Raw genomic sequence first — 12,118 nt, 5'->3', positions numbered from 1 at the left:
AAGATGATTCTAAATATGTAGATGAAAAAGTTACAAAAGTTGAAGGTAAAAATGGTGAGAAAGAAGTTACTTACAACGTTATAAGAGAAAAAGGTAAAGAAGTATCTAGAGAAGTTGCTTCTGAGAAAGTAATCACTGAAGCTACAGCAAAAGTTGTAGTAGTAGGAACTAAACAACGTCCAGCAGCTCAACAACAAGAAGTAGCAGCTCAACAAGCTTATGCAGCGCCAGCTCAATCATATTCAGCACCAGGTGGATCTGTTGTACTATCAAATGGTAACACTGCAGGGGCAGATGGAGCAGCAGCAGCTCAAGAAATGGCTCGTCGTACTGGAGTACCAGCATCAACTTGGGAACACATCATCGCTCGTGAATCAAATGGTCAAGTAGGAGCTAGAAATGCTTCTGGAGCTAGTGGATTATTCCAAACAATGCCTGGATGGGGATCTACAGCAACAGTTCAAGACCAAATCGACTCAGCAACTCGTGCATATCAAGCACAAGGTTTATCAGCTTGGGGAATGTAATAAATAAGCAAAAGAAGACGATTAATCGTCTTCTTTATTTTTTTCTTTTTTTATTCTTTTTTGTAAGATAATAACCTATAGTTCCACCTATAGCGCCACATACCATACAAATTATTACTATTGTTGGAATATACATCTTTATGCCCCCTTTTTATTTATGATGACTCAATAAAATTGATTTTTTAAAATCACGATTTTTGAGTTGCTCCCTAACACACCTGCTATTATTTTTCACTTTCAACTTATCATAAATAAAGGGATAAAACAAGTCTTATAATAACTAGAAAAGAAAATCTAAGTCATAGAGGATGAACTCATCTCTAAAGTAGAGAGGTCATCCTATTTTATAACTTAGATTTTTTGTTTTATATTTTCTTTTCAACTAGTTTGAATGTTATAAATGATATAGCTGAACAAATTACGATTGCTATTGCACTAGAGTGGAAGATATTTCCAATTCCTACTAATGGTGAAACAACGCCACCTAAGAAGAATGGTACAAACCCAAAGAAAGCCGAGGCACTTCCAGCACGCTCACGTTCTAAACTCATAGCGATAGCAGAACCAGCAGGTAAAATAAATCCTAATCCTAGTAGAAGAAGGAAGAATCCTACTTCGATAAATAGGAAAGGTAGTGTAAGAGTTAGTGCAACTGCAAGGTAGATGCTAACTAATAACATAAGGGATAACCCTAGTTTGATACTAGCTTTTTCTTTGAAATTACCAGCGCTCTTGCTTCCTAAAACTATAGCAAAACCATTCAGACCAAAGCATAAGCTATACATTAATGGACTTAAGCTATAATGAGTTTGTAAGATAAATGGAGATGCCGCAATATAGGCGAACATAGCAGCTAAGGCAAATCCTTGAATAATAACAAGAGCAAAGAATAATCTATTTTTCACAACATATACAAGAGAATAATATGTCTTAGTTATTGGAACATCTAAGCGTTTTTCAACGGCTAAAGATTCATGGAATTTCAAACTTACAGCTAATAAAACTACACCGATCAGTGCAAGTGTAACGAAAATTCCTCTCCAGTCTGTAAGTTCTAGTAATAAACTTCCTAGGATAGGAGAAAGAATAGGTGCCAAGCCGTTAACAGCCATAAGTAGGGCAAAGAAAGCAGCTAATTCACGTCCGTGGTATAAATCTGTAGAAATAGCACGAGAAATAACTACAGCTCCTGCAGAAGATACACCTTGGATAAATCGTAACACTATCATTGCGTATATATTAGGAAAAATGATAATAGATATAGTACTTATTAAATAAACTATTAAGCTAATTATTAATGGATTTTTACGACCATATCTATCACTAATAGGTCCGATAAGTAGCTGTCCTAATGCAAGTCCGACCATACTACCTGTTAGAGTAAGTTGAATAGTAGAAGTACTAGCATTAAAAAACTCACTCATATAAGGTAATGCAGGTAAATATAAATCTGTAACAAAAGGCCCGAAAGCCGATAAAGTTCCTAGAAAGAGCACTAGAAACAATTTAGAATTTCTTTTTAATATCATATTGACTCCTTTCGATTTTTTAAGAAATATGAACAGATTATAGCATAAAAAAATTTTTTTCGTAAGTTTTTTTTGTTTTTTGAAAAAATTTTTTTATATATTTTTCAGTTTTCATTTTTAAAAATATAAAGGTATATTTTATAAAAAATTTAAAAATAGTATCTATAATAATATACAGAAAATAACAAAAGTACTTAAATAATCCTACATGATTAATTTAAGTACTTTTATTTCACATCGAAATCAACAGAGTCGATATTTGCGATTAATTTATTTTTTATAAACCAAATTAATGATAATACATAAACTGTATATGTGAAAAATAAGAAGCTAGAAAAAAGAGTGATCTTAGGTTTTTTTAATAGTAAAAAATTTATAAGGATAATTACTATATAAGCTATAAAAGCAACTATTAATCTTCTTGTATTCTTATTAATCCAGTTATTGTATTTTGTTTGTAATTCGGCTCTTTTTATTTCTATATCCATAAAAAATCCTCCGAAGTATATATATAAAATTATAACAAAATAAAGCTAAAGGTGCAATAAAATATATACACTGTAAAAAAGTGAATAATATTTGTATATATTGCTTAATTGTGTTGATTGAATGCGAATGAATATGGTATAATTAAGTTGCCGTATTATACACAAAATAGGAGGCAGTATGTCTTATTCAAGAGATTATATATTTGAAAAAATAATAGAAAAACTACCTACTTTAAAAATTCATGAGAGGCGAGAAAGAGAAAGCAGTGTTTTTATTTTAGAATATGAAAATCGCCGTGCTAAGATTGATATAGATAGTTTTATAAGGAAGTTAGGAGATAAAAAAACTAGCGAAAGTGACAAGAAGATAGAAGAATTTGTTTACTACATAGTAGGAAACTTCAATGCACAAAAAAAACTTTCTATAGATGATATAACTGAGGATGAATTATTGGAAAATATTTTTCCAGTGGTTAGAGCTAGTAGTTTTAACAAAGATAACGAGAAAAATCTTGTTAGTTTTTATCATACAAATGAAACTAGAATATATTTAGCTTATGATTTTAAAGATGGTTATAAATTATTAGATGGTAGTTTTTTAAGTAGATTTTCTAAGACTGAAGAAGAATTTTTAGGATATGCTAAAGATAATTTAGAAAAACTACCACTTAAGTATAATGTGGATGAAGTTGCAGGAAATAAATTCTATTTCCTAAATGCAAAAGACGGTTACGATGGGGCGAGAATAATCGATAAAAATGTCTTGAATTACTTTTATGATAAAATAGGTGATTCATTCTATGTAGGTTTACCTCATCAAGATACATTGATAATTGCAGATGTACAGAATAAGCAAGGACTAGAAGTTTTACAAAAAATGATGGTTCATTTTTTTACAGAAGGACTAGTACCGATAACAACAATAACGTTTAAATACGATGGAAAAGAACTAGAGAGTTATTTTATTTTTGTAGAATAACTTTAAAATTAAAATTTATTATAGGAGAGAGATTCATGTTATTTTTTTACAATAAGAAGATGTTAGGAGAAACATTATTAATTACTATTCAAAGTAAGGAAGAGGTAACATACGAAGATAAGAAGAATATTACACTAATTAAAGATGAAAATGGCGCTTTAGTAGGATTAAATATTTTTAATGTTGAGAACTTAAAATTAGATGGAGAAGGTAGTATCGATTTAACAGAAGAGCAAAAAGAAATCCTTCAAAAACGATTAGAAAAAAATGGAATTAAAATTGACCTAGAAGGTAATAATGATGAGTTCTTTGTAGTTGGGGAAGTTTTAAGTTGTGAAAAACACCCAGACGCAGATAAATTAAAAGTAACAGAAGTAAAAGTTAATGAAGAAGAAACACTACAAATTGTATGTGGTGCTCCAAATGTAGAGGCAGGACAAAAGGTAGTAGTAGCTCTAAGTGGAGCAATGATGCCAAGTGGTCTATTAATTAAAAAATCAAAACTACGTGGAGTTGAATCAAATGGTATGCTATGTTCAAAACGCGAACTAGGTTTACCACAAGAAGAAGCAAGAGGTATTTTAGTATTAGATGAAAATGCTAAAGTAGGAACTCGCGTGAAAGATTTGAATCTTAAATAAAATCTAATTAGGAGGTGTGAAATATGGTAAATTGGAAAAAATGGTTTTTAGAAGAAAACGAAGATGAGATATACGAAGAAAGCACAGCTAAAAAAGAGAGAAAAGACGATTTAGCTGAACGTAGGGAAAAAAGAGCTGAAAACAGAAGAAAAGAAAGAGTTTATCTTGATGAAGATGAGGATTTCGAAATAGATTTTAGTTCTAATAAAACTAAAAAATCATTTGATGAGGATGAATTTAGTTCACAACGTAGTACTAGAAAACGTGACGAGAAAGAATCTAAAAAGATTGAAGATTATGAAGAAGTTAATCTTGATGATTTCGAAGTAGATAACTATGATGACTTTGAAGATTATGAAGATGATTACGAAGAAGATTTGAAGCAAGAGAAAAAATCTAAAAAAGAAAATGGCTTTATTTCTAAACTTAAAGGATTATTCAGTTCTAATAAAAAAGAAGATGAAGAGTTCTTAGATGATGAATATCTAGATGAAGAAGACGAAGATGATGAGGCTGAGGACTATAAAACATATTTAGAGCGTCAGAAACGTGAACAAAGACAAAAATCTAGAGTAGTAGAAAAAGACTATGAAGACGACTATGAAGAAAATGAGGAAAAAGTAGGATTCTTCTCAAGACTTAAAGATAAATTGTTCAATGTAAGTGATGATGAAATTGATCAAGAAGAACTAGATGCCGTGTTAGATAATTTTGAAGAAGACTTTGGAGAAGATAAAAATCTTGATAAGAAAAAAGCTCAATCAAAAGTAGAAAAAATAGAAGAATCTGAGGATGAACTTGAAATTGAGTTTGTAGAACAAGAAAAAGAACAGAAAGTAACACCTAAGTTTGAAGAAATTGATATTACAGAATATGAAGAAAAAGAAGAGGTAGTTTCAAAAGGAAAAGTAACAGATTTAGGTGATGCATTGAAAAAACTTGGAGTAACAGGTTCTGAAATACGCGATGTTGACATCTTTGATGAAAATCCACCGAGAAGAACGCATCCGACGCTGGCAGCTGTTAGAACTAAGAGATTAAAACAAGATCATAAAATTGATTCTCTAGGAGACAGTGTAGTACTAGGTAAAGATAGCAGTGAGTTGAAAGAAGAAGTAGCAGGCAAATTTAAAGAGCAAGTCAAAGAAGAAGCTTCTGTTCAAGAAGAAAGAATCACTAAAAATAAAGAGGCAAGACAAGAATTCGAAGAAAACTTTAATACTCTTGAGAGAAGAAGTGATAAAATCGAAAAAGACAATCCGTTATATGCTAAGAAAAACGAAAAATTAGACGGTATTTTCGATGAAATTCGTGCTAAAGAAAACAAAACTCATGAAAAAGAAACTCCTGAACTTGAAGTTAGAGAACTAGATGCAGAAGGAAGTCGTCGTGAGAAACTTAAATATACTTCTGTAAATGATATACTAGAAGGTGCTGAAGATTTATTTGAAGATGATATTGATAGAGTTAGTAAAAAACTTGTGGGTGACAGATTTGAAGAAAGTCAAGAGGTTACAGAGGATGTAGAAAACTTCAGAAAAGGTTTATACGAAGGTAAAAAGGCTGAAAGTATTCAAGAAAAAACAGCTTTAGATGAACTAATAGAAACTGAGAATATAGATATTTCTCCGAAAAAAGAAGAAACTCTACCTGAAATTGAAGAACTGAATGAAAACCTAGAAGATTTAAGAAAAGATAAAAAAGAAAAGTCTTATGTAGATTTAGTTCAAGAAGCGGCTAAGATAAAAGATATCGAAGTAGAGGAGTATGAAGAATTCAAAGAGGTCAAGAAAGATAAATTATCAGGTTATAGCGATTACCATTTAGATGAAGAGGAAATCGAAGAACTTGAAGAACAAAATTACCTTGAAGAGTCAGTTGATTCAGTGAACATTGATAGCTTATTAAGAGAAGTATCACCAAATAATAAAGTTGTTAAAGTTACTAATGATGTAGATAAGTTCACTGATGAGAAAGTTGTTCCTAAGGAAGTTGCAGAGAAGAGATTAGAGGATATTAAATCTTATGAAGAAGCAAGTAAAGAAGAAGAGGAAGAACGTGGAATTGAATATATAGAAAAATTATATACTAATGACGTTTCTGAATACTTCGATAAAGGAAATGGTACTAAACTAGGTGAATATAAAACAGTTGATTACGGTTATAGACCTGTAAGTAAAGAGAAAATAGAAAATAATCAGAAAATACTTGATGCTATTTTTGAAAAATATTCTTCATCAGGATTATCAACATCTACTAGATCAGTAACTGGACAAATGATGAGTTCAAATACTATTACACCGAAACCGCGTAGCGTAGGAAAATTCAAGCCGTCGCCAGTATATTCATCTGTTTATGGTTCAGCATCACGCAATACGACAGAAAGTTCAAAAAAACAAGTAGGTATATCAACTACTGGGCTTTCTATCAATGAACCTGTAAAAACTACTACTCCAAAAGTAAAAAAAACTGAAAAGCAATCAGTAGAAAAAAAAGTAGTAGAATCTAAAGAAATAGACGGTGCAGTGAAAAATAATGCGAATATATATAAAGAAATAGCTTCACAAGAGGAAACTGTCTGGAATATAGGTTCTGCTAAACGTGTTCCTAAAAGTAAGGTTAAAAGCAAAAAGACTAATTAAAACATAAGAAAAGGAGGTGAGATAAGTTCACCTCCTTTTTGTGATTTGCTGTTAAATTTGATGAATGAAAAAAATCATAAATCAAATAAGATAAGAGAGTGGGAGCGACCCAAAAATCGCGATTTCAAAGAAACAAGATTTTGTTGAGTCCTCCGCACAGTTTAGTAGATATCTAAAAAGCTTTTATAAAGCGAATTTAGATATCAATAGGTCACTGTGTTTATGAGTTATAATATATACTTTTTTTAAAATTTAGGACTTTTGAATCACTACCTTTTTATTAATCGATTACATATTCTCCGGGACTGATAGTGTTAACGATAGTTTCAAATAAAATAATTCCAACTACACTTAACATTAGACGAGAACGGATTTTTTTTCTGTTTTTTGGTGCATCATAGACTTTAATCAAATGGTCACTCATTTTAGCTAAGGTACTGTTCGCAAGACTTGTGATTGATAAAATAGTCGTACCATTTTGTTTAGCTTCTAAAACACAATCATTGATAACCGTAGTATTTCCGCTAAGAGAAAATACTAATAGGACATCCTCCTTTTTACAGATATCAGGGATTCTTTTAATAGAATAATGTTCAAAATAATCGTTTGACCAAAGATTAATTAGCTTAAGTTTTCTATTAAAATCACTCATGACCATGTAACTTGATCCACTACCTACGCAAAATATACGACGAGCATTTATTATTTTATTGGCAAAAATATCGAAATCATCTTGATTCAGTATAGACATTGTCCTAGAAAATTCAACGCTAAGCTGTTCTTTTAAAGAAAGGAAGGTAGAGGCCGTTGAGTTTTTATTCTTTTTAGCTAGTTCCTTACTCATTTTTAAATCATATTTTAAATCGATAAAGGTATTATAACCTAATTTTTTACAAGCACGAATTACAGTAGAAGATGAAACAAGAACAGTCTGTTTAATTTCCTTTAAGGTCGTGTGTTCGATATTATCTTGTTTCATTAGATAATCTATAGCTTGTTGTTCTGAAATAGATAGTTTATCATAGTTATTTTTTAAATTGTCAAAAAACATAAGTTGCCTCCGAGAGTAAAATTTATTAATCAATTTCCTTTTCTTTACTCAGTATTATGTATCATAACATAAAAATTTAGAAAATAAAAGCTATTTTTAAAGCGATTTACATAGTCTAGTAAAATTTTACTGAATTAGTAATTAATTACAAAGAAAGAAATTTTTAGGCAAAACAGGAAAAATCGTTTTCAAATTTGGTATAATATGGCTAGACAAAATTATAAAAGGAGAAAAGGTAATGGCAAAGAAAAAAAATAAATTCGTCTCTGCTTTTGAGCAATTCGGACGTTCGTTCTTATTACCAGTATCTGTACTTCCTGGTGCAGGTATTATTAAAGGAATTGGGACTGCCTTCAGTAATTCAAACACATTAAAAATGTTCCCAGTATTAAAAAATGACATTATTCAGTTTATTATGAAATTTCTAATTGTATTAGGGGATACAGCATTTAATAACTTACCGATTATTTTTGCGGTTGGTGTAGCTGTAGGTTTAGCAAAACGTGAAAAAGGTTCTGCTGCACTTTCTGGTTTATTAGGATTTATCGTATTACACTACGTACTTAACTTCCTATTAGTACAAAGTCACAAATTAGTAGATACTAGCAAATTATCAAGTAATGAAGCCAAATTAGCATTATCTAATGCCATGCAGACAAAAGTTCTTGGTATTCAAACAATGGACCTTAGTGTCTTCGGAGGTATCATCGTAGGTATAGTAGTATACTTCGTTCATAAGTGGGCTGTTAAAGTTCAACTACCAACAGTTATTGGATTCTTCAGTGGACCACGTTTCGTACCTATCGCAACTATCGTAATCATGTCAGCTGTAGCAACTGGATTATTCTTCGTATGGCCTCCAGTACAAAAAGGTATCAGTGTATTATCAATCTTTATCCTTAAATCTGGACCTATTGGAACATTCTTATATGGTTTAGTTGAAAGAGCATTATTACCATTCGGTCTTCACCACGGTCTGAACTGGCCAGTTCGTACAACAGAATTAGGTGGAGCTTGGGAAATTGGTGGACAACGTGTAGTTGGTACAATCAACGCTTACTTATCATCACTAGCTGATCCAAATGTACAACACGTAGATCCAAGTATTACAAGATTCAATGGTGGTAAATTCGTTTACTTTATGTTCGGTCTTTCTGGTGCAGCTTATGCAATGTATAAAACTGCCGATGAGAAAAAACGTAAAGTTGTAGGTTCATTATTATTCGCAGCAGCTGGTACTTCATTCTTAACAGGTATCACAGAACCAATCGAATTTACATTCTTATTCGTAGCGCCAATTCTTTATGTAGTACACGCATTTTTAGCAGGTTCAGCATTATTCGTAATGCACATGCTAGGAGCTGGAGTTGCTACTCCAACTGGACACGGATTTATTAACTGGGTAATCTACGGAGTACTTCAAGGTCCTAAAACAGCTTGGTGGTTAGTACCAATCGTAGGTGTGGTTTACTTCTTTATCTACTACATTGTATTCAGATTTATGATTGTTAAATTTGACCTTAAAACACCTGGTCGTGAAGATAGTGATGAAGTTCGTTTATCTAACAAAAATGAAGCTCGTGCTAAACTTGGTGTAGAAATCGCTACAATTGGTAAAGAAGAACCAAAAACAACTGATTTAACAACTGCTGGTGATGATGAAGTAATGGAAACAGTACAAAAAACACCAGAAGGAATTAGAAAACAAGCTACTGAGCTAATCAAAGCACATGGTGGTCCAGATAACATCGAAGCTGTAGATGCTTGTATAACTCGTTTAAGAATCAATGTTAAAGATAAGAGTGTAGTAGACCAAGAACGTATTACAACGAAACTTGGAGCTATGGGATTTGCAGAAAGTGATATGCAAATGCAATCAATTTATGGATCTCATGCTAATGTATTAAAAATGGAAATCCAAGACATGCTTGGTATGGAGGAATAGTTTCATGAAGAATTTGTTTGTTACAGACTTAGACGGAACATTTGTAAAAAATTCAGTATTCGTCGAAAAAGAAGATTTAAAAGCGTATCATGATGCTAAAAATTACGGGGATTTCTCAGTTGCGACTGGGCGTTCTGTTGAAGAAATCAAATACATTGCTCAAGGTAATGATATGGATGTTACACACATGATAGGGTTTAACGGAGCGGTCGTAACAAGACAAGATGAAGTTCTTTTTGAAAAATATATTCCTACTAAAGATTTAACTGGAATATTCGAATATCTAAAAGAAAGCAAATTAATATTTGATGCTTTAGATGGGAAACAGCGTATTGGTAATTTTGACCATGAGAAAAAAGATAGATTATGGAACATGGAGCTAATTTGTGTCGAAAATCCTTTTGAAATATTAGAAGGAAAAATAATTTATAAGATTAACGTAAGACCAACAAAAGAACAATTAGATTATCATTACGATGTAATGAAAGAGAAATTTCCAGAAGTAGAAATTTATAAATCTGGTTCAACACGTATGGAAATCACAGCAAAAAATATTTCTAAAGCTAGTGGTATTGAAGCTATCAGTTCAGGGTATGATAGAGTAATAGCTTTAGGAGACTCAGGAAATGACGTGGATATGTTTAAGGTAGCTGATGTTTCATACTGTATGAATCGCGCGCCACAAGAAGTAAAAGGACAAGCTACACACGTAGTAGAAGATTTTGCAGCGGCGATAAAACATTTTATAGAAAACTATGAATAGAAAAAAGAACCGGCAGCGATGCTGGTTCTTTTTTCTATCCCATGTATTAAAATCAATAAATAAAATCCAGAGCTAACTTTTAAGTTACCTTCTGGATTTTTAATATTTTTAGTAATTCTCTAATATTTCACCTCTTACCGCTGAGATAAGATAAAGTGAACCTGTAATTAGAAGAATTTCATTGTCTTGTAGATTTGGAATAATACTGTTTAAAGCAACCTCATAATTCTCATATTTAGTGACATGAGTATCACCAAAACTTTGAACTAGATTATCAAGATTTGATTCTTTAATCTCGATTGGAACTTTTGTCGCTGAGAATTCAGCGGGGATAGTTTTTAATTTTTCAATCATGTCTTTGTAGTCTTTGTCTTCAAGAATACCAAGTAGAATTTTCAATTTAGGGAATTTTTGATTATCTAGGTATGCTACTAAACTATCTATTCCATCATTGTTGTGGGCGCCGTCTAGAAGAATATTTTCACGAATCCATTCTAAACGTCCTACCCAAACTGATTTACTTAAGGCTTCTTTTATGACACTATCTTCTATATCGATAATATTGCGTTTTTTCAGATTTGATAATGCCTCTAGAGCTAGAGATGCGTTAAAAGTTTGGTGAGCACCGACCATTTTTGTAGAATAATCTACACCTTTATACGAAAATTCATTATCTCTAGCTTCAATTTTTTTTACGACAATATCTTTTTCATTTAAAATACTTAAGCTAGCATTTTTATCTTGGCAGATATCTTTTATTACATTTACAACACCTTCACAAGCAGGGTAAATTAGAACATTATCATTTTCTTGGATAATTCCACCTTTTTCATAGGCGATTTTTTCAAGAGTATCACCAAGAATCGCAGTGTGATCTAGACCGATTTTTGTAATGATAGATAATACTTTTTCTTTAAAAATATTTGTTCCATCATATCTTCCACCAAGACCAACTTCCATAATTACGAAATCTGTTTTTTGCTCTCTAAAGTACAATAGAGCTACACCTGTAATAATTTCAAAGAATGATAGTTTATCACTTGGATCTGGATTATTTTGGTCATAAGTTTCTTGAACTAGTTTGAATAAACGATAAGCTTCTTTATATGAAATAAAATCATCGTTAACACGAATTCTATCGTTAAAACTCAGCATACCAGGACTTGTGTATAATCCAACTCTATACTTAGTTTTTAAGACATCTTTTAAATAAGAACAAGTAGAACCTTTACCATTAGTACCGGCAACGTGAATTACCTTAAGATTTTTTTCAGGATGATCGAAAAGTTCAAGAATATGTTCCATTCTGTGAAGACCAAGTTTCATCCCAGTACGTTCTATTTTATATGATGAAGTAATAAGAAGTTCTTCGCAAGTACATTCAATTGCATAGTTCACAATTTCATCTTCATCTAAAGTAAGAAGTTTTTCAGCAAGTTGTTCTAAACTTAACTGACTGAAAAGTTCTAATGTATTATTTTTATCTTCTAAATTATTCTCTTTTAAATATTTCTCAAATTTTATTTTACAATTCAAATTCATAAATAAACACC

General features: G+C 31.5%; 10 protein-coding genes. 6 read left to right on the top strand and 4 right to left on the bottom strand.

Translation table 11 applies throughout. The annotated features are described in order from the left end of the window. On the top strand, positions 1-527 hold a 527-nt coding region (locus RWN11_RS05510; protein ID WP_314160774.1), incomplete at its 5' end, for a G5 domain-containing protein. A gap of 365 nt (positions 528-892) precedes the next feature. Here the strand turns inward: RWN11_RS05510 and RWN11_RS05505 are convergent. Both RWN11_RS05505 and RWN11_RS05500 read right to left on the bottom strand, forming a co-directional pair. Beyond that, positions 893-2,056, bottom strand: coding sequence for a multidrug effflux MFS transporter (locus RWN11_RS05505; protein WP_314160773.1), 1,164 nt, complete (start codon positions 2,054-2,056; stop codon positions 893-895). Between the two features lie 227 nt (positions 2,057-2,283). Then, the gene (locus RWN11_RS05500) at positions 2,284-2,544 is read right to left on the bottom strand and encodes a transporter (RefSeq protein ID WP_314160772.1); all 261 of its coding nucleotides are present in this window, start codon (positions 2,542-2,544) and stop codon (positions 2,284-2,286) included. 178 nt (positions 2,545-2,722) lie between these two features. Between RWN11_RS05500 and RWN11_RS05495 the strand changes: the two genes are divergently transcribed. From RWN11_RS05495 to RWN11_RS05485, 3 genes are read left to right on the top strand one after another with little or no spacing between them, the layout of a single operon-like run. Continuing rightward, positions 2,723-3,523 (top strand): DUF1444 family protein, encoded by an 801-nt coding sequence (locus RWN11_RS05495; RefSeq protein WP_314160771.1) that lies wholly within the window; start codon positions 2,723-2,725, stop codon positions 3,521-3,523. A gap of 35 nt (positions 3,524-3,558) precedes the next feature. Then, positions 3,559-4,164 (top strand): YtpR family tRNA-binding protein, encoded by a 606-nt coding sequence (gene ytpR / locus RWN11_RS05490; protein WP_314160770.1) that lies wholly within the window; start codon positions 3,559-3,561, stop codon positions 4,162-4,164. A gap of 23 nt (positions 4,165-4,187) precedes the next feature. Further along, entirely contained in the window at positions 4,188-6,806 is a 2,619-nt protein-coding gene (locus tag RWN11_RS05485) for a hypothetical protein (RefSeq protein ID WP_314160769.1), read from the top strand. A 280-nt stretch (positions 6,807-7,086) separates the two neighbouring features. Here RWN11_RS05485 and RWN11_RS05480 read toward each other — a convergent pair whose 3' ends face one another. After that, a complete protein-coding gene (locus tag RWN11_RS05480; protein ID WP_314160768.1) occupies positions 7,087-7,857 on the bottom strand; it encodes a MurR/RpiR family transcriptional regulator in 771 nt (256 codons plus the stop codon). Positions 7,858-8,095: 238 nt separating this feature from the next. On the opposite strand from RWN11_RS05480, the gene RWN11_RS05475 reads away from it, so the two are divergent. Together RWN11_RS05475 and RWN11_RS05470 are read left to right on the top strand one after the other, a co-directional pair. Further along, positions 8,096-9,802: a PTS transporter subunit EIIC gene (locus tag RWN11_RS05475; protein WP_314160767.1), complete on the top strand. Its 1,707-nt coding sequence runs from the start codon at positions 8,096-8,098 to the stop codon at positions 9,800-9,802. 4 nt (positions 9,803-9,806) lie between these two features. After that, positions 9,807-10,565, top strand: coding sequence for a Cof-type HAD-IIB family hydrolase (locus RWN11_RS05470; RefSeq protein ID WP_314160766.1), 759 nt, complete (start codon positions 9,807-9,809; stop codon positions 10,563-10,565). Positions 10,566-10,673: 108 nt separating this feature from the next. On the opposite strand, the gene RWN11_RS05465 is transcribed toward RWN11_RS05470, so the two are convergent. Continuing rightward, a partial coding sequence (locus RWN11_RS05465) for a folylpolyglutamate synthase/dihydrofolate synthase family protein (protein WP_314160765.1) occupies positions 10,674-12,118 on the bottom strand: 1,445 nt, incomplete at its 5' end.

This window comes from uncultured Gemella sp., from assembly GCF_963519265.1.
Classification (GTDB): domain Bacteria; phylum Bacillota; class Bacilli; order Staphylococcales; family Gemellaceae; genus Gemella.
The sequence above is the reverse complement of the archived record's forward strand: the minus strand, read 5'-3'. Positions and strand labels throughout refer to the sequence as shown.

What these genes read in the sequence shown, in the direction of transcription:
- RWN11_RS05475 (WP_314160767.1), top strand. Translation starts at nt 8,096, where the DNA reads ATGGCAAAGAAAAAAAATAAATTCGTCTCTGCTTTTGAGCAATTCGGA.
- RWN11_RS05495 (WP_314160771.1), top strand. Translation starts at nt 2,723, where the DNA reads ATGTCTTATTCAAGAGATTATATATTTGAAAAAATAATAGAAAAACTA.
- ytpR (WP_314160770.1), top strand. Translation starts at nt 3,559, where the DNA reads ATGTTATTTTTTTACAATAAGAAGATGTTAGGAGAAACATTATTAATT.
- RWN11_RS05500 (WP_314160772.1), bottom strand. Translation starts at nt 2,544, where the DNA reads ATGGATATAGAAATAAAAAGAGCCGAATTACAAACAAAATACAATAAC.
- RWN11_RS05470 (WP_314160766.1), top strand. Translation starts at nt 9,807, where the DNA reads ATGAAGAATTTGTTTGTTACAGACTTAGACGGAACATTTGTAAAAAAT.
- RWN11_RS05485 (WP_314160769.1), top strand. Translation starts at nt 4,188, where the DNA reads ATGGTAAATTGGAAAAAATGGTTTTTAGAAGAAAACGAAGATGAGATA.
- RWN11_RS05480 (WP_314160768.1), bottom strand. Translation starts at nt 7,857, where the DNA reads ATGTTTTTTGACAATTTAAAAAATAACTATGATAAACTATCTATTTCA.
- RWN11_RS05505 (WP_314160773.1), bottom strand. Translation starts at nt 2,056, where the DNA reads ATGATATTAAAAAGAAATTCTAAATTGTTTCTAGTGCTCTTTCTAGGA.